General features: G+C 41.2%; 16 protein-coding genes. 8 read left to right on the forward strand and 8 right to left on the reverse strand.

What is annotated here, in order from left to right; genetic code table 11:
- Window positions 1–43 precede the first annotated feature (43 nt).
- The 7 genes from ACQKKO_RS04805 to ACQKKO_RS04835 all read left to right on the forward strand — a co-directional run bounded on the left by ACQKKO_RS04805 (window position 44) and on the right by ACQKKO_RS04835 (window position 8,352).
- Window positions 44–1,234, forward strand: coding sequence for an ROK family transcriptional regulator (locus ACQKKO_RS04805; protein ID WP_498644850.1), 1,191 nt, complete (start codon window positions 44–46; stop codon window positions 1,232–1,234).
- A 143-nt stretch (window positions 1,235–1,377) separates the two neighbouring features.
- On the forward strand, window positions 1,378–1,824 hold the full coding sequence (locus tag ACQKKO_RS04810) for a GNAT family N-acetyltransferase (protein ID WP_498644852.1): 447 nt from the start codon (window positions 1,378–1,380) through the stop codon (window positions 1,822–1,824).
- Window positions 1,825–1,967: 143 nt separating this feature from the next.
- Window positions 1,968–3,479 (forward strand): spore germination protein, encoded by a 1,512-nt coding sequence (locus tag ACQKKO_RS04815; protein WP_498644854.1) that lies wholly within the window; start codon window positions 1,968–1,970, stop codon window positions 3,477–3,479.
- A 10-nt stretch (window positions 3,480–3,489) separates the two neighbouring features.
- Window positions 3,490–4,596, forward strand: a complete 1,107-nt coding sequence (locus ACQKKO_RS04820) for a GerAB/ArcD/ProY family transporter (RefSeq protein ID WP_498644856.1) — start codon at window positions 3,490–3,492, stop codon at window positions 4,594–4,596.
- The gene (locus ACQKKO_RS04825; RefSeq protein ID WP_498644858.1) at window positions 4,593–5,690 is read left to right on the forward strand and encodes a Ger(x)C family spore germination protein; all 1,098 of its coding nucleotides are present in this window, start codon (window positions 4,593–4,595) and stop codon (window positions 5,688–5,690) included. The genes ACQKKO_RS04820 and ACQKKO_RS04825 overlap by 4 nt, the downstream gene beginning before the upstream one ends.
- Window positions 5,691–5,765: 75 nt before the next feature.
- Window positions 5,766–7,160, forward strand: a complete 1,395-nt coding sequence (locus ACQKKO_RS04830) for a DUF2254 domain-containing protein (protein ID WP_498644860.1) — start codon at window positions 5,766–5,768, stop codon at window positions 7,158–7,160.
- A 52-nt stretch (window positions 7,161–7,212) separates the two neighbouring features.
- Entirely contained in the window at window positions 7,213–8,352 is a 1,140-nt protein-coding gene (locus ACQKKO_RS04835; protein WP_498644862.1) for an alcohol dehydrogenase catalytic domain-containing protein, read from the forward strand.
- Between the two features lie 41 nt (window positions 8,353–8,393).
- Here ACQKKO_RS04835 and ACQKKO_RS04840 read toward each other — a convergent pair whose 3' ends face one another.
- Window positions 8,394–9,263: a LysR family transcriptional regulator gene (locus tag ACQKKO_RS04840; RefSeq protein ID WP_498645188.1), complete on the reverse strand. Its 870-nt coding sequence runs from the start codon at window positions 9,261–9,263 to the stop codon at window positions 8,394–8,396.
- Between the two features lie 121 nt (window positions 9,264–9,384).
- Here ACQKKO_RS04840 and ACQKKO_RS04845 point away from each other — a divergent pair, with 121 nt between their 5' ends.
- Window positions 9,385–10,470 (forward strand): citrate synthase/methylcitrate synthase, encoded by a 1,086-nt coding sequence (locus tag ACQKKO_RS04845; protein WP_498644864.1) that lies wholly within the window; start codon window positions 9,385–9,387, stop codon window positions 10,468–10,470.
- Between the two features lie 150 nt (window positions 10,471–10,620).
- Here the strand turns inward: ACQKKO_RS04845 and ACQKKO_RS04850 are convergent, their stop codons facing one another.
- From ACQKKO_RS04850 to ACQKKO_RS04880, 7 genes are all read right to left on the reverse strand, one after another.
- Complete coding sequence (locus tag ACQKKO_RS04850) at window positions 10,621–12,165, reverse strand: catalase (protein ID WP_498645190.1); 1,545 nt, start codon at window positions 12,163–12,165, stop codon at window positions 10,621–10,623.
- Between the two features lie 128 nt (window positions 12,166–12,293).
- Window positions 12,294–12,794, reverse strand: coding sequence for a GNAT family N-acetyltransferase (locus ACQKKO_RS04855; protein WP_498644866.1), 501 nt, complete (start codon window positions 12,792–12,794; stop codon window positions 12,294–12,296).
- Window positions 12,795–12,854: 60 nt separating this feature from the next.
- Window positions 12,855–14,150, reverse strand: a complete 1,296-nt coding sequence (locus ACQKKO_RS04860) for a Gfo/Idh/MocA family protein (protein ID WP_498644868.1) — start codon at window positions 14,148–14,150, stop codon at window positions 12,855–12,857.
- Window positions 14,147–14,785 carry a YesL family protein gene (locus ACQKKO_RS04865; RefSeq protein WP_498644870.1) on the reverse strand — a complete coding sequence of 213 codons (639 nt, stop codon included), beginning with the start codon at window positions 14,783–14,785 and terminating at the stop codon, window positions 14,147–14,149. Before ACQKKO_RS04865 ends, ACQKKO_RS04860 begins: the two co-directional genes overlap by 4 nt.
- A 13-nt stretch (window positions 14,786–14,798) precedes the next feature.
- The gene (locus ACQKKO_RS04870; RefSeq protein WP_498644872.1) at window positions 14,799–15,305 is read right to left on the reverse strand and encodes a hypothetical protein; all 507 of its coding nucleotides are present in this window, start codon (window positions 15,303–15,305) and stop codon (window positions 14,799–14,801) included.
- Window positions 15,306–15,334: 29 nt separating this feature from the next.
- Window positions 15,335–16,900: a glycoside hydrolase family 43 protein gene (locus ACQKKO_RS04875; RefSeq protein WP_498644873.1), complete on the reverse strand. Its 1,566-nt coding sequence runs from the start codon at window positions 16,898–16,900 to the stop codon at window positions 15,335–15,337.
- Window positions 16,901–16,912: 12 nt separating this feature from the next.
- Window positions 16,913–17,788 carry a carbohydrate ABC transporter permease gene (locus tag ACQKKO_RS04880; RefSeq protein ID WP_203087715.1) on the reverse strand — a complete coding sequence of 292 codons (876 nt, stop codon included), beginning with the start codon at window positions 17,786–17,788 and terminating at the stop codon, window positions 16,913–16,915.
- Between the last annotated feature and the right edge of the window lie 11 nt (window positions 17,789–17,799).

The following is a 17,799-nucleotide window of genomic DNA, read 5'->3' on the forward strand; positions in this document are numbered from 1 at the left end:
TGAGCTCATGTCGCAATTCTTCTCAAAGCTAAGCAGGGAACAGATGAAAACCTTTAATCAAAAGGTAATCCTAAAGCTGTTAAAGGAACATGGTGTTCTCTCAAAAGCTCAGCTTTCAAAATTCAGTCAACTAACCGTACCAGCTGTCACCGGAATCATCCAAACCTTAATCCAAAGCCAATTAATAGAAGAGATCGGTCCCACCAAAACAAGCAGAGGAAGATTTCCTTCAACCTATAAAATTCGTTCAAATGGCATTCATATACTTGCTGTTACTATCGCTACTACCTTCGCTAAAGCAGCCGTCATCAATTTAGAAGGCGAAATCAAAGAAATGTGCCAAACCACATTACCGAAACATGTCACATCTGAACAAGCCCTTAGTTATGTTGAAAAGCTTGTCCAACAGTGCCAGCCTGATCAGTATCAAATTATTGGAATGGGTGCAGGACTTCACGGAATTGTCGACACTGAAAAGGGAATTCTTGTATTTCCTCCGCAGCTTTCTTGGAGATCTTTCCCGATACTTGAAGAGCTTGAAAAACGATTTTCTTATCCAATTTTAATTGACAATGATTGTAATACATTAGTTTTAGCTGAAAGATGGTTTGGTCAAGCGAAGGAAGGAGAAACAACGGTTACATTAAATGTAGATTACGGGATTGGTGCAGGGGTTTACATGAATAACAGTTTGTTTAGAGGATCTCATTATGCCGCTGGTCAAATCGGTCATACAATTGTAGATGAAGATGGTTTGGAATGCCCATGCGGGAATAGAGGATGTTTAGAAATGCATGCGAGCGAACCATCTATTGTTCGAGAAGTTAAGAATAAGATTGAATTAAGCTCAGCTTCCATTGCAACTGATTTAGCAGGGGATGTCAGGTCCATTCACATCCAGCATGTTTACGAAGCGGCATTATTAAATGATGAATTAGCGATCGCACAATTTGCTCAAGCAGGAATGTTAGCGGGAAAAGCTACGTCAAGTATGGTTAATATCCTTAATCCAGATCGTCTGATTCTATCAGGGGGAATTTTAAAAGCCAATGATACCTTTTTTGGACCTTTTCAAACGGCGATCCAGGCTCACTCGATTCAAGCTAGTACACAGGCACTTGAAATCGTAAAATCCAAACTCGGAGACCACGCAGATGTCATTGGTGCCGCATCTCTATGGATTGATCAAGTTTTTGATAGCTCTGTAGAATTAGAGAACATTATTACGTACTAAACCAATCATGATGAGTAGAACATATCCACATGGGGATACGTTCTTATTAACACGTCTCTTGCACATTTGTGGATAATACTATTGATTGTTATTTTCTTACTTTTTCTATACACTTAGAAAAACGAGTTTTATAGGGGGAGATTATGGACGTTTATCATGCTACACTCGAAGACCTAGAACCGGTTTCAGACTTATTTAACAAGTACCGCGAATTTTATCAACAGAAAACAAACGTAGCTGGAGCAACCTCGTACATAACGGAGCGTCTAACGAATCAAGATTCGATCATAATCGTTTCAAAAGACGGTAATGACTATCTCGGATTCGCTCAACTCTATCCAACCTTTTCATCCATTGCTATGCAAAAAGCCTTTATATTAAATGATCTGTATGTAACAGAGTCAGCACGTAAACGTGGAGTGGGCGACGCATTACTTCAAGCGGTAAAAGACACGATCTTGCAGCATCAAATTTTTCGTTTAAGCTTAAGCACCGCTATGGATAATCATGCCGCGCAGCGACTATATGAGAAGCATGGGTTTGTCCGCGACAATGATTTTTATCATTATCAGCTAACAATTGAGCAATAAAAAAGTCTCTTTCAAGAGGCTTTTTTTATTGTCTATTCTTCAGTCCATAAGCATCAACACTTACATTAGCCTCAGCAAATGTATAAATATACCCTTTATCACACACTGTATAAAGAATACTTGTTGAGGGATGAGGGATCATTGTGCTTAGAAAATGGAAACAAAAGCGCCTGTATCAAAAGCTCAATCAAACGCCTAAGCAGCCTATACAATCCTTTGATGAACTAATCGCGCTTTGTAATCTGTCCTCTGACTTTGAAGAAATAGAACATTACTCGTTTTCACTCTATTATTTTGCATCGATTATCAAGCCTGAAATCCTACATGATGAAGTGCTACTGTCTCTAACCAATCATCCTGATGCATCTTTAAGTGAACTAAGAGATCTCATTCCTATTGAAAAAATTGAGTTAACTAGCTCCTTCAAAATATTAATGGCATCATTCATGCGTGGAGGCATTGTGATTGGGTCTACACGCGAATTAGGATTGTTTCTTATTATTCCGGCTGAACATGCTGAGACGCGTTCAGTCAGCTTACCCGAAGTTGAATTCAGTGTGGTCGGACCTAAAGAGGCGTTTGTGGAATCATTACAAACCAATCTAAACCTAGTCCGAAAACGATTGCCTATTCCTGAGCTCGTTGTAAAGGAATATAAAGTAGGTGATTTAAGTAAAACAAGAACAGCCATTATGTATCTACATGGGATTGCAGATGAGCAGGTTGTTCAAACGATGACTCAAAGAGTACAAGATATTCAGTTTGATCAGGTAGTAGATAGTTCCTTTGTTGCCCAACTGATTGCAGATGATTCCAACTCTGTTTTTCCACAGTTAATTGATACGGAGCGTCCGGACCGGGTCGCATCAGTCTTATCTGAAGGAAAGGTTGTCCTTCTTTTAGATGGCTCCCCTCACGCTTTAACGGGTCCGACATCATTTGTTGAATTTTTCTCTGCGTTCGAGGATTATTTTCTTCCTTGGCCGATCGCATCTATTTTCCGCTTAATTCGCTTGTTTGCGATCCTTTTTTCAGTTCTTTCCACTGCTTTATACGTGGCCATTTTAACGTATCATTACGAAATGATTCCGACAAACCTTCTTAATACACTCGTTTCGTCCAGGAGCGGAATCCCGTTTTCTCCAGTCTTCGAAGCCATTATCCTTGAACTTGTTATTGAACTCTTGAGAGAAGCTGGAGCCCGCCTGCCAACAAAAATTGGTCAGACCATTGGGATTGTTGGAGGGATTGTCATCGGAACGGCCGCGGTCGACGCAGGGTTAACGAGTAATATCCTTCTCATCATCGTTGCTTTAACAGCGCTCGCTTCCTTTACCACACCTATTTACCAAATGAGCAACACCATTCGTTTGATTCGTTTTCCATTTATCTTAGCCGCTCAATGGTTAGGATTCTTAGGAGTAGCTGCCTGCTTCGCGCTTTTCTTAAGTCATCTTCTAGCGCTGACCTCTCTTGGAAAACCTTATTTAACACCCATCTATCCTTTACGAATCGCTGACTTAAAAGATTCATTTTTTCGTTTGCCATTCCGCTTACAATCATTAAGGCCAGCTAGTGCCAGAGCGCAAAAACGAACACGGTTTAAGCATATAAAAGAAGGAAATCATTTAACCAAATCTGATATTGAAGAGTAAGGAGAGAGCTATGCAACTTTATGACAACCCTAATCGTACACGTCAACTCTCCCCCTTTTTAAGCTTCTTTATCATTGTTGGTGTGCAGATCAGTGTAGGGATTCTTGGTTTTGAGCGGTTTATTGTTGTAAAAGCAGGCCATGATGCGTGGATTTCAATCATTATTGCTGGATTAGCTACCCATGTAATCATTTGGATCATGTACTATCTTTTAAATCAATGTAACGGAGATCTAGCAACCATTCATTTTATGACGTTTGGGCCTTATATAGGAGTCCTCTTTAATCTTTTTTTTATCTGCTATTATGCGCTACTTGCCTACACTGTTATATGTACGTATACAGAAGTCCTGGAAACATGGATGTTTCCTGACGTGTATTCATGGGTGTTTACTCTCCTCTTCTTGACTATTGCATATAGCTATACAACAAAAGGTATCCGAGTGGTAACGGGACTATCCGTCATTAGTTTGCTCATTACATTCCCTCTTATCGTGACCATTTTTTTTACTCTTCCTGACTCTCAGCTTGAAACCCTTAAACCCGTTTTTAATCATTCTATTCTTGATATCGCTAAAGGGGCAAAAGCCATGGCCTTAAATGTTTTGGGTCTTTGTGTTCTTTTTATGATCTATCCCTTTTTTAAAAATCCCCGTTCTTCACAAAAATGGACTCACCTTGGCCTATTTTTTAACATGAGCATGTACATGATTGCGATGATCTTGACGATTTCTTATTATAGTAAAACTCAACTTCTAGAAACCATATGGCCAACAATCACCTTATGGAAAGCCGTAGATCTTGGGATCATCGAGCGATTTGAATACATAGGTGTATCACTATGGTTGTTTGTTGTTCTTCCATCCATCTGCTTACTTTTATGGGCGGCAAGCAGGTTAACCAAACGAGTCATACCATTAAAACAACGTACCTGGCTACGATTGCTATGCCTCATTTTATTTATTCTTTCCTTTAAGATCAACGGACGCATGAATGTTGAGACATTAAACGACATCACTTCCCGTATTGGATTTTACGTTCTCTTTGGATATATTCCCTTCCTGTTTGTGTGCTTCAGGCTTCGTCACATATTGAAAAAAAGGAGAGAGCGCGCATGAAGAAAGTAGCTGTCATTATCATTTGTTTTCTAATAGTGAATGGATGTGCGCCTCGTCCACAGGTTATAGAAGAACTGCAACTGATACAGGCACTGGGATATGACGTTAATAGTGAGGATGAGTTTCGTACGGTCGCCGGCTCACAAATCATTCTACCAAGCGAAGGGGAAACTCTTCCGAATGCAGTTGTATTCAGTGCAACCGGTAACACATCTCGTATTACAAGGAAGAAGATGCAAACAGAATCTTCGAAGCAACTCGTTTTGGGGCGGTTAAATTTATTATTATTTCAAGACAAATTAGCGGAGCAGGGAATTTTTTATTTTTTAGATATTCTTCAGCGAGATCCCGTGATCGGTCGAAATGTAAGACCTGCTATTGTTGAAGGGACAGTCTATGATCTCCTCACACAAGATTACAAACTTGATATCACGGTGTATGAATACTTAAATGATCTAATTGAAGAAAGTGAAGAAGAAATCTTTCCTAAAGTGACTCTGCACTCTTTGTTATATCACTATTATGAGGATGGAAGTGATATGTATCTTCCAATGATTAAACCTTATAAAGACCGCGCCCAAGTAACTGGCTTAGCCTTATTTAAAGAAGATCAGTGTGTCCATAAACTAAATGTTCGTCAAGCCTCCTACCTTAAGCTGCTAAGAGAACGATTTTCAGGTGGGTTTTATCAGATAGATTTATCCGATGATAATTATGTTAGCGTTGAGAATGTTAATGTCAGTCAATCCTATACGATTGAAAGAAGCACAGATGGCGGTTTCATAACTTCCATCGCTGTTACTTTAGAAGGAGCAATCAATGAACTAGGAGACAACAAAGGTGATACTCACCCGTATACTATGAGGGAACTTGAACGGTATGGTGTAGATCAGTTTCAAGAAAAACTTACTTCACTCGTTCATTTATTTCAAGAGTTAGAAATTGATCCGTTAGCACTAGGCTCCCTAGCCAAGAATCGAATTAGAGGATTAACGATGGATGAATGGTACGAGTCCTATCCAACTATGGATATTAAAGTGAATCTTGAACTTAACCTTGTCCATAACGGCATCATAGACGAATCAGAAAAGTAAATGAAGTATGTTTTTTTCTGCCTTTAAAGGGTAGAGACTCTCTAGATACAACATCTTCTAGAGAGGATGATCCGCTTGCACCCGGTTCAATACATAAAACGCACGTTCCAGCGTTTGAACAGCCTGTCCTATCATCAAATGAAATATAGCCTTAAATCAAATGTTTGGTTAATCTGTTTGGCCTATGGGTTTATCGGTTTTCTTTTTGCCGTTCTCGCTTGGTATTTAGACATGCATCTTAAAATTGGTCTAGAGGCAACAGATTTCTTTCAGGCAGATTATGAATTAACAAGACAAATTGTTAGTTCTCTTGTGGCCGGTATTATCACACTCAATGCGTTCACACTAAACTCTATCTTAGTTGTTCTTACAAACTTCTCAGGCCAGTTTACACCGCGAATGCTAACAACCTTTATCTCTGATCGACGAACCCGTCATTTGATGGGTATCTTCAATATGGCGTTTGTATTTATTTTGCTAACCTTTTTTGTGTTGGACGAGGCTGTTGCCTCAAACTATTCGGCCATTCCCATTCTGACCGTTTTCTTTATGCTGATAGCCGTCGGTTCGTTTGTTATTTTTATTAGTCATACGATTAACTGGATGCAGGTTCCGAATATTATGCAACATATGAAGGACGAATCCCAGCATCAGATTTTGACAACATTAGTGAAGGATTTAGAAGAATACCGCACAACAGAACCACAACGGAATTTAGCTGATCAGCTTGAAGGCGAAGGTATTACGATTACTGCATCAAAAACGGGCTATATCCAAATTGTTGATTACAAGCGTCTGATTGAATACGCACAATCCGTAGATACGGTTATTCAGTTCGAGAGACGAATTGGAGAATTTGTGTTAAAAGGTGCTCCACTGCTTACGTATTGGAAAACAGGCCGTTATCCAATTGATTCACATGAAATTAACAAGCGGGTCTTTATTGGCTCCAAAAAAACGGAAGTACAGGACATTGAATTCGGAATTAATAAGTTAAAAGAAATTGCTATCAAAGCACTTGGAAACGATGATCCTCACACAACATCTAATGCCATTTTTCAGCTGTCTGACTTATTGCTCTCCATTTCTCAGGTTTCACGATTTTCGCCATATTTAACAGATTCGAACAATGAGTTGCGAGTCATCATTCGCAAGGAATCATTTGCTTTTTACTTAAACTCTACGTTCTCACACATCTGCTTGTATGCTAAAAAGGATCCCGTGATTACAAACGATATATTGGAGGCAATCAGTCTGTTAGCCGAAGCGATTGATGACGTATATCACGATTGTTCATGGGAATTCGCTTTAATGGTCGCAAAGGGGTATGAAGCCTCATTTGCTTTTGAATACAATGAACAATCCTACTATCAAACTCTTGAAAAGATCTCAAATACAACAAACAATCAGGATGAATATAAGAAGTTCCTAGAGGAATTAGATGAGAAGCGTAAGAAGAGTGATGTTTAATTTATAGTAGAAAAGGAATACTCCCCCAAAATGGTATAAGGAGAGTGCGATGATGAGAGCTGTAACATTTCAGGGTAAAGAAAACATCCAGATGAAAGAGGTAAGCGCACCATCGATTCAGGAGAATACAGATATTATTGTTCGTATTACGGCAAGCGGAATATGTGGTTCTGACCTTCACTTATACCACGGTGGGATCGTTCCAGAACAAGATTACGTGATTGGTCACGAACCCATGGGTATTGTTGAAGAGGTAGGCTCAGAGGTTAAGAGTCTTAAAAAAGGCGACCGAGTCGTTATTCCTTTTAACGTAAGCTGTGGAGATTGTCATTATTGTAATCATCAGATGGAAAGCCAATGCGATAATTCTAATAATAGCCCACATTCGGATGCAGGCGGATTGTTTGGATTTGCTGAAGATTTTGGTAACCATCCAGGTGGACAAGCAGAATACTTACGCGTGCCATATGGCGACTCCACTTCATTTAAACTACCTGAATCAAGTGAGCTTGAGGATGAACAGGTTGTCTTCTTATCAGATGTTATTCCGACAGCATATTGGAGTGTAGAGCATAGTGGCGTCAAAGCAGGCGACACGGTTATTGTCCTTGGTTCTGGTCCAATTGGATTAATGACACAAAAATTTGCCTGGTTAAAAGGCGCAAAACGTGTAATTGCAGTGGATCAGGTTGATCATCGTCTTGAACATGGAAAACGAACAAATCAAGTGGAGACCTTTAACTTTAAAGACAACCCGGAGCTTGGCAGTCAGTTACATGAAATGACTGAAGGTGGTGCCGACGTAGTAATTGATTGTGTTGGAATGGATGGAACAGTACCAAACGGTCAAACATTCGGATCAGAATTCGATAATCAGTTCGGAACCATTTCCCCAATCATCACAGCAAGTCAATCGGTTCGTAAATTCGGAACAGTGCAATTGACCGGTGTCTATGGATCAGAAGCGAACGGCTTTCCACTCGGTGATTTCTTTACCCGAAATGTCAGCTTAAAAATGGGACAAGCACCTGTTGTTCACTTAATGCCAAAGCTATACGATATGATTGAGGCTGGCACATTTGATCCAACAGATATCATTACGCACAAAGTCGCTCTTGAAGATGCAGCAGAGGCATATCGTGTATTTGATAAAAAAGAAGAAGGTAGTATTAAAACTATTTTCAAACCATAAATGAATTCTAAGAAAACGAGATGAGCTGCTCATCTCGTTTTTTAGGTTAAGTGCAGGATGGTATCCTCCAGAGCAATGGCTTCACGAGAGGGCGATTTGGTTAAAAGATACGTAGAGACAATAGGCAATTCAAGTGACGGTAGCTCACCTTCTAGTATTCTCCCCTCAGCTAGCTCTCTTCTTACTGCAGACAGTGGTAGAAACGAACAACCTAACCCCTCCTCAATAAACCGTTTTGTAACGTGAACTTGAGACACCTTCATTTCCCTTGTACTTGGGATCAGCCGTTTGCAAGAAAGAAGAAGCTCCTCCCAATACATCGGATGATTATGAGTTAATAGAACCTGCTCTGATAGAATGGCTTCTGCATCTACTGGGATACCACTTTCCATATCACGCCCATCATGCGGGACCACAAACACAACCTTTTCTGACTGTATCTGCTTACAAGAAAGCTGATTTGATATCACAGGCATTCGAGACAATCCAATGTCCACCTCTCCCCCACTCACCGCTGGTCCGATTAGCTTCGATTCCATGACCTCAATCTTCACTTCCGTGTTGGGGTGTGTCTTCGTAAATGCTTTGATCCAATGAGGAAGATAGCTTGTCGCAATAAGTGGTGATACGGCTACACGAACTTCCGTTAAGAATCCTTGTATCTTCTTATCCATATGCGACATCCCCGCTCGATAAGTCGACAGCATCGCATGCGCATGCGGAACGAATTCCCGTCCAAAGTGAGTGAGTACTACTCTTCGTCCCGTGCGCTCAAACAATTCGGCACCAATAAGTTTTTCAAGCTGATGAATATGAACCGTCACAGTTGGCTGTGAAACATAAAGAGACGAAGCTGCCTTTCTAAAATTTTCGTAGTGGGCTGCTGCTAGAAAACTCTCAATCCAATGCATATTCAACAAACTTCACCTCCACTATTGATTATATTTCATAATCAATTAAACCATTATTATTCAATGTTTATTATCATATCACTCTAGTACACTAAAGAAAATATAGGAGAGGATGAGGGTTATGTTAAAACGAGGACTTGAAGGAGTCATTGTCGCTGAAACAGCAATCGGAGACGTAGATGGACAGAAGGGTCAGTTGCTTTACAGAGGATACAACGCCGCCGAGCTAGCAGAAACGAGGTGCTTTGAAGAGGTAGCCTTTCTACTTATATATGGTGAGCTACCGACTTCAAAAGAGCTTAACGAGTTTGAGGAAGAGCTAAAAGAAAAAAGAATTCTTCCTAAAAGCATGGAAACACTTATCCAATCGCTCCCGGTATCGCTTTCTATTATGGATGCTCTGCGTACATGTGTGTCCTGTTTGAACAGTAAGGCTACTTGGCCTCCTACCAAAGCAGAGGCCATTCAACTCATCGCCATTTTTCCTACAATTATTGCCTCTTGGGTCCGGCATTCCAAAGGCAAAGCCCTTCTCAATCCAGATTCAACACTTAATCATGTAGATCATTATTTTTATTTGCTCACGGGTAGTAAGCCTGAGCCTGCACAAAGTGCAGCATTAACTGCTTACCTTGTGTTAACGATGGAACATGGGATGAACGCATCTACATTTGCAGCGCGGGTTGTATCTTCAACTGAATCAGATCTGCCCTCAGCGATTTGCGGCGCACTTGGTGCGATGAAGGGGCCACTGCACGGCGGAGCACCCACGGGCGTTCTACAATTATTAAAGGATGTGCAGACAGCACCAGATGATCCTGAATCTGTTTTGAGAACGAAACTAGCTGCAGGAGAGAAGCTCATGGGATTTGGTCACCGCGTTTATAAAACCTACGACCCGCGGGCTATCGCGCTTCGACACGTATTGCAGAAGTCCGGAGGCGACCACAAGGCATTGCAGGATGCCGTTACCCTCGAGGCGCTAATCACACAGCTTCTTGCTGAATACAAACCAGGACGCAAGCTACATGTTAATGTAGAGTACTATGCAGCCGCTGTCATGGATGCACTTCAACTTGATCCCCAATGGTTTACACCTACTTTCTGTGTCAGCCGGATCGTAGGTTGGTCGGCGCATGTGTTAGAGCAATCAGCCGATAATCGAATCTTCCGCCCGAGCCAGGAGTATGTTGGAGGCTTTCGGTAAGAAGGATAAGGAGCGCACATGTTCACATCGAGATGTGAAGGTGTGCGTTTTTGTTGTTAAGTAGAGGGGGCGTAACGTTTCACTTCCCCACCTCATCGCCCAAAACTAAAAAAGCAGCGGACACCGGTCCCCTGCTTCTTCCGCCCCCTCTTAATAAGGACTTGATGGCTCACTTAATTGCTGCGCTTCTACAACAGCCGATGGTTTCATGGCGCCCCGTTTTTTAAATGATTCAATTCCTTCTTTCACTCTACGGCCGTAGTCTTTGTCCGCTTCAGAGAGGTTATGAATCATTTGAGTTTGCACTCGCTCGTCGGCTTGGCTAATACCTGCGACAAGATTTTTGATCAGTTCATCTTTTTCCCATTCAGATAACCGGTTATAGGTCTCTCCCGCCTGACCGAAGTTATTTGGTCGGTCAATGGACTCCTTTACCACTCGACCGCTTACTTCCGGCTCGTGCGGCTTACCGTTTCGCTTCGCTTCTTTTAACCCTTCAACCGATGGCTCGTAATTAATATGCGGGTTGTGAGAAGGAGGCGTATCTACGTAATAGGTCATTTGCCCATCACGTTGATTGGTCGCAACTCGTTTTTTAGGTGCATTGATTGGAAGCTGCAAATAATTAGCCCCTACTCTATGTCGCTGCGTATCAGAATAACTGAATGTCCGTCCTTGAAGCATTTTATCATCTGAAAATTCGAGCCCGTCAACCAAGACACCTGTACCAAATGCCGCTTGCTCTACTTCAGCAAAATAATTTTTTGGATTACGATTTAACGTCATCTTCCCTACCTTATGCCACGGGAATTTCTCTTTGTACCATAGCTTCGTATCATCAAGCGGATCAAAATCCAACTCAGGATGATCATGGTCCTCAATGATCTGCACATATAGCTCCCATTCAGGATAATTCCCTTCCTCAATGGCTTGATACAAATCAACCGTCGCATGATTAAAATCTTCTGCTTGGATTTTTTCAGCTAATTCCTGCGTTAAGTTTTTAATACCTTGAAGAGGCTCCCAATGATACTTAACGAGTACAGCTTTTCCTTCATTATTCACCCATTTGTAGGTATTCACGCCAGAGCCCTGCATTTGCCTGTAATTGGCCGGAATTCCCCATGGTGAAAACAAAAATGTAATCATATGTGTCGCTTCAGGTGTGTTTGAAATGAAATCAAAGATGCGGGCAGGATCCTGTGTATTTGTAACTGGATCTGGCTTAAACGCGTGAATTAAATCAGGAAACTTCATCGCATCACGAATAAAAAAGATCTTAAGGTTGTTTCCGACCAAATCCCAGTTTCCATCTTCTGTATAAAATTTAACCGCAAACCCACGAGGATCTCTTAATGATTCAGGGGAGTGTGTACCATGTGTTACGGTAGAAAAGCGGACAAAAACAGGCGTTTCGACGTCTGTATTGGTAAATACTTTGGCACGAGTGTAGTTTGAGATAGGGTCATCCCCTACTTTTCCGTATGATTGAAAGATCCCATGTGCCCCAGCTCCACGACCATGCACCACTCGTTCAGGGATACGTTCGCGATCAAAGTGACTAATTTTTTCTAAGAAATCATAGTTTTCAAGCGTGGAAGGCCCTCGATTTGTTACCGTTTTGATATTTTGATTATCAACGATGGGCTGTCCTTGTCGATTGGTTAATGTTTGATCGGTTTCATTTCCTGCCATCCGACCGTCACGAGAATCGCCATCATGCTGGGCATTTGTTTCGGTATGATTATCCAAGTAAAAAATCTCCTTTATCCGGTTAATTTTGGTCAATCTTATTGTTAACCGAATAGGGAGATTTTTATTCTTTACTTTACTCTTTTTTCCATAATATAATCGTCCATCACAAAACCATGCCCGATGTCGTTCACTTCTTCTGCAATAATATTGAAGCCTTTCTTTTTATAGACGTCAATGGTATGAAGGTTTTCTCGGTTAACAGTTAACCAAATAGCTTCAAGACCCCTCTGTGTGCATAGGTCTTCTAAAAACAACATCGCCTCACTTGCGTATCCATTCCCTCTAGACTCTTTTTGCATATACAATTTGCTTAAGAAGAGCTTTCCACTCTTTTCTTTGACTGCCATGTAACCAATTGGAGCTTGAATGACGTTTAAGTTAAAATATTCATAGCCTTCCGTCTCAATTTGACGTGTCACTGCCTCTGCTGATTGATATTTTCCAATCATATAATCCACTTGTTCTTTTGTGATAATTCCAACGTAATGTTCGTTCCAAATTCCTACGGCTTGTTCAGCCAGTTTATTGATTTCTGCTTCTGTATGTACCTTTGTTATCTCTACAGTCATCTCAACACTCACCTTTCTATAATGGCATTATACGAAAAAAAAGCTAAATACAAAATGTATTTAGCCTTTGATCTCTTCATAATTATGCTGTAACAATTGCTCAATATCGATTGGTAACCCGCTTTTCGTAGACTTCCAAACAGCCTCTCCCACAGCGATAGAATAAGCTCCTGCCTCTGATCCTGCTAAAATTTCATATGGTCTTGTTGGATCTGGACCAAGGAAGATGTCTTCTTGGATAAGAGGATCCCCACCACCATGACCTCCATCGTTCTTCACAACATGAATGACTTCTTTTGATCCGAATAACGGGAAGAAATCAATCGTTTGCTCAGGAATTGGGAACGGTGTACGGTCAGGAGAATGAAACTCTGTTGTTTCCAATCTGCCTTTTGTTCCATTGATTGCAAGGCGATATCCCTCATATGGAAGAGAGAAGTTAATAGAGTAGCTCAGTAATGCCCCTTTATCATAACGTACGCTCGCTGTGTACGTATCTTCAATCTCAATTTCATGATCAAAGACACAGGCATCTGGACGGTAATTTGTGTACGCTTCCATTTTTTGATCGCTATTTAAGTGATCATCTTCAGTCGCGCCCGTGCCACGTCCAAACCAACGCGTGTAATAAGGGCATAGATGCTGCTCCTTACAGGTACCACAGAAGCGGTTATCAGTTGGACTCGGATTTAGTTCCCCATCTTTTCCGTAGTAGTTTAGTGCACCATGAGCGAAGACCTGCTGTGGCTTCTGATCAATCCACCAGTTTACTAGATCAAAATGGTGAGTTGATTTATGAATGGAAAGTCCACCAGAGTATTCTCTCATACGATTCCAGCGCTTAAAGTAGCTTGACCCATGATACGTATCAATGTACCAATTCAAATCAACAGATGTAATGCGCCCAAGCTTTCCATCAGCAATCAATTCTCTAATTTTACGATGGTATGGACTATAGCGATAGTTAAAGGCAACCGTTACTTTCCCTTTACTCTTTCCTTCTGCTTCCATTACTCGTTTGGCATCTTTAACTGTCGTAACCATTGGTTTCTCAGTAATGACATCAAGGTCATGCTCTAGGCCTTTTACAATGTAATCAACATGTGAATCATCTCGACCTGTAACGATAATTGTATTGGCCCCTGTTGCTTTAATCATCTCATCAAATTGCTCGAACTGAGTATAGAAGGGGGTTCCGACAAGCTCTGGAAATTTCTCGATACAGATCTCTTCACGTCTAGGATCAATATCAAGTAAACCAACAATTTGATTTGTCTGCGAAAACTGATACATCACTGGTTCCATAAACATTTTTAATGCACGATTACTAAGACCGCATACTGCTATTTTTCTCATGTTTGTTGTACCTCCTGTGTCTGGGCTTTTCTTTCAAGGGAATGATGAACTAATTTGAAGACCCACATTAAGAATGTAGCGGGCACTGCAGCACCAAAGAATAAAATAAGTCCTGGCACAGTCATGAACAGCATTTGCATGGCATACAGCCCAACTAAAACTAAGATGAGATATGTTGGATGCCCAAAGGCTAAGGCTAAAGCTGTCTTGATTCGGTCTAATCCTACAACGTCAAAACTAACGTATGTCGGGAAGAGAAAAATAAGCATAATGGCAAACGCAACGCCAACAGCTATCATCGTGTAACGAATAATGACGAAGGTCCATTCCATTCCGGTGAATAATGTTAGATTCCAATAAATTAAGAAGCCTACTAGAATCAACGCAACACCTAAGCCATTCGAACGAATAAATTCCTTCTTATAATTAGCCCAAAATGTAGCAAATACCGGCTCATCCCAATCACCCTGCATCCATTTCTTGCATACAGCAAACATTGCGATGGTTGCTGGCATGAATCCAAATAAGACTAATCCTACAAGAGTAAACCCTAACCATAAAGCGTTTACATATGCAAGCTTATAAATTGCTGTACTAATCCGATAGAAGCTTCCCCAAATCCCTGGCATTTCCATGATCTCACCCCATTTAATTGGAAAATAGTATGTTTACTAATTCTGTTGCTTTTTCTTGTTCAGGACTATACACAGGTATTCCTACCAAGTGGTCCTCTGTTAATTCAACATCATGTAATTCCACTACGTTACTCTTATTCAAGTTCAGTGCCTTCATTTCCTCTTGATCTGCATCATTTTTAACATATTCGTTGAGAGCGAGATCCGATTGAAATCCTTCTAGCGGAATTAATGCTTCATATTCCACCATCTGCTGGGCTAATGCTCCTTCTACGATAAGCAAGCTTGATTGGTGACTAGCGAGCTCCGTTAAGAGTCTCTCTTGAACTTCCGGAAAAAACGTTACCTCGGTGTTTGAATCAAGAACGAATTCTGATTCAATCATTTCTTTTTGCTCATAGAGTTCATCAGAGAAAACGATGACTTTCATTTGATCGTCATCTGATTGACATGCAGCCAGAAGGAAACAGAGAAAACTAAACCCTATTAAATAGATCTTCTTTTTCAGATTTCTTTTCATCTTGAATCCTCCTGTTCTACTAGTCTTGCTTATTCAATCCCCTGATAATGAAACCAATCAAAGTCAGCATGATTATCGCTTTTCACTCCGGTACTCGTCGCAAAAGGTCCCATATACGCTCCGGTAAACCCTCCTGCTTTATCTGTACTCAGAATACGACCATCCTCGCTCCAAACAAGTAACTTCCATTGATCTGGCTTCTCTGCGTAATAGAAATGATACTCTTGCTCATCTGCTTCTACTTTTAAGTAGATGGTCTTATCTCTGTATAAATTGCTTGCAACGACGTTCTCATTCCCATTCTCTCTTCTAACCAGTCGAATGACCTGCTCTCCATCTATTAGAGCGACTTCAAATCGAAACTGGTAGTCATGATTTTGAATGAGTAACAGTCCTGCCGTTTCATTCTCTGAGGCAGGCGCGAAGTCAAGGACAGTCGTTGCCGAAAAATTTAAATGCTGTTGACGACGTCCAATAAAGCTAGGTGTCGTGTATTCGACTGTCGACTCTGGACGTAGATGTAACCTTAAGAAACCTGGTCTATCTGTCAGAGAATAGCTTGTTTCATCTGGAGTTCGTAGGAAATTCCACCGTAAGTCAAGTGTCTCACTTTCAAACGAATCAAATGTAGGCAAGCTCGGCCATTTATGTTCTGGCAGATCTGGCTTTTCCATCTCGAACTCAATTTTCCCTGTATCCGGACACATAACCGGCCAATCATCTTCCCATATCATCGGAGCAAGGAACGTTTCTCTTCCAAGGTTACGGTAGTGTCCACCATAAGGCCTTGATGCTAAGCAAACAAGCCACCATTCTCCGTTTTGTGTTTCAATGATATCCGCATGACCTACGTTTGCGATCTTTGCGTGTTTCCCTAAATGTCTATGTGTGAGTATAGGATTTCGCTTTGACGATTCATAGGGTCCCGTGACTGACTTACTTCGCGCGACCGTCACTGCATGCGTATAACCCGTGCCACCCTCAGCAATAATCAAGTAATAGTATCCATCTTTTTTATAAAGATGAGGTGCTTCCTGTGCATGGGCGTTTTTTAGTGCACCGTCCCATATACTCATCGGCTCTCCGATCAGTTTCTTTGCGTTAATATCCAGTTCTTGCAACCAGATCTCTTCATGCTTATGATGCGTTTGACCAGTAGGAGGTACACGGTTTCCGGTGTAATACACCCGTCCATCGTCATCAAAGAATAACGATGGATCAATACCGGGTGCTCCTTCAAGCCATACAGGATCCGACCAAGGTCCAGCTGGATCTTTTGCTGTCACGTAGAAGTTTCGTCTTTCTCCTTGCCTGCTCACAACAAACGTTGTAATCATGTAAAAGATTCCTTCATGATAACGAATGGTAGGTGCCCAAATTCCAGCTGATGGTTCAGTCCCACCCAGCTCAAGCTGAGAAGGACGATCTAGCACATGGCCAATTTGCTTCCAGTTTACTAAATCACGACTATGGAAGATGGGTACACCCGGGAAATATTCAAAGGTCGATGTGACTAAGTAGTAATCTTCCCCCACTCGACAAATGGAGGGGTCCGGGTAAAACCCGGGAATAATTGGATTCTTAAACGTATTCACAATGGCCTCCTATTACCCTTTCATTGAACCAATTAGTGCACCCTTTGCAAAATACTTTTGTAGGAATGGATACACCATTAGTACAGGAATTGTTGCTACCACAATGACTGCCATCTTAACTGCAATCTCCGGTGGTGGTACATCTGTATATTCAGATCCGTCATAGCTTAAACCGGATGCTAGAACAACGACTTGTCTAAGTAGAACCTGAACCGGCCATTTTGAAGCATCATTTAGATAAAGAATAGCGTGCATATAAGTGTTCCAGTACGTAACCGCATAGAACAATGAAATCGTTGCAATCGCTGGCATCGAACATGGAAGTACGATTCGGAATAATACACCAAAATCGTTACAACCATCAATCTTTGCTGACTCTTCTAAACCAGCAGGAAGGTTCATAAAGAAACTTCTAAGGATGATCATGTTAAAGGCGTTAATTGAAACTGGAATAACAAGAGCAAGTAAGCTGTTCATTAATCCAGTCTGTTGAACAACAAGGAATGTAGGAATCATCCCCCCGTTAAAAAGCATAGTGAAGATGATAAAGAACATAATGAAACGTCTACCAACTAAGTCTCTTCTTGATAATCCATAAGCAGTTAGAACGGAAAGGAACATACTCCAAGCCGTCCCCCCAAGCGTAACGCCAATCGAGACAAGCATGGCAGTCATGATGGTATCCGTTGAGAAAATGTAACGATATGCATCTAAGCTGAATGTTGTTGGAAAGATTAAAAAGCTTCTTGAAGCAATTTCTGCACTCGTCGCGAAGGAGCTACCAATAACATGTACAAAAGGAAGTACACACAAAAGTGCTATAACGCCGAGAATGAAGGCATTTGCGCCTGAAAACAATCGGTTTGAAATACTTTTTTCGCCTACCATATGTGCACTCC

The organism is Alkalihalobacillus sp. NPDC127517 (assembly GCF_050276055.1).
GTDB lineage: Bacteria > Bacillota > Bacilli > Bacillales > Bacillaceae_D > Alkalicoccobacillus.

Bases quoted from the DNA above. Each gene is read 5' to 3' on its own strand.
- ACQKKO_RS04855 (WP_498644866.1), bottom strand. From the start codon at position 12,794: ATGACTGTAGAGATAACAAAGGTACATACAGAAGCAGAAATCAATAAA.
- ACQKKO_RS04840 (WP_498645188.1), bottom strand. From the start codon at position 9,263: ATGCATTGGATTGAGAGTTTTCTAGCAGCAGCCCACTACGAAAATTTT.
- ACQKKO_RS04850 (WP_498645190.1), bottom strand. From the start codon at position 12,165: ATGGCAGGAAATGAAACCGATCAAACATTAACCAATCGACAAGGACAG.
- ACQKKO_RS04810 (WP_498644852.1), top strand. From the start codon at position 1,378: ATGGACGTTTATCATGCTACACTCGAAGACCTAGAACCGGTTTCAGAC.
- ACQKKO_RS04860 (WP_498644868.1), bottom strand. From the start codon at position 14,150: ATGAGAAAAATAGCAGTATGCGGTCTTAGTAATCGTGCATTAAAAATG.
- ACQKKO_RS04870 (WP_498644872.1), bottom strand. From the start codon at position 15,305: ATGAAAAGAAATCTGAAAAAGAAGATCTATTTAATAGGGTTTAGTTTT.
- ACQKKO_RS04865 (WP_498644870.1), bottom strand. From the start codon at position 14,785: ATGGAAATGCCAGGGATTTGGGGAAGCTTCTATCGGATTAGTACAGCA.
- ACQKKO_RS04835 (WP_498644862.1), top strand. From the start codon at position 7,213: ATGAGAGCTGTAACATTTCAGGGTAAAGAAAACATCCAGATGAAAGAG.
- ACQKKO_RS04880 (WP_203087715.1), bottom strand. From the start codon at position 17,788: ATGGTAGGCGAAAAAAGTATTTCAAACCGATTGTTTTCAGGCGCAAAT.
- ACQKKO_RS04845 (WP_498644864.1), top strand. From the start codon at position 9,385: ATGTTAAAACGAGGACTTGAAGGAGTCATTGTCGCTGAAACAGCAATC.
- ACQKKO_RS04820 (WP_498644856.1), top strand. From the start codon at position 3,490: ATGCAACTTTATGACAACCCTAATCGTACACGTCAACTCTCCCCCTTT.
- ACQKKO_RS04805 (WP_498644850.1), top strand. From the start codon at position 44: ATGAAAACCTTTAATCAAAAGGTAATCCTAAAGCTGTTAAAGGAACAT.
- ACQKKO_RS04825 (WP_498644858.1), top strand. From the start codon at position 4,593: ATGAAGAAAGTAGCTGTCATTATCATTTGTTTTCTAATAGTGAATGGA.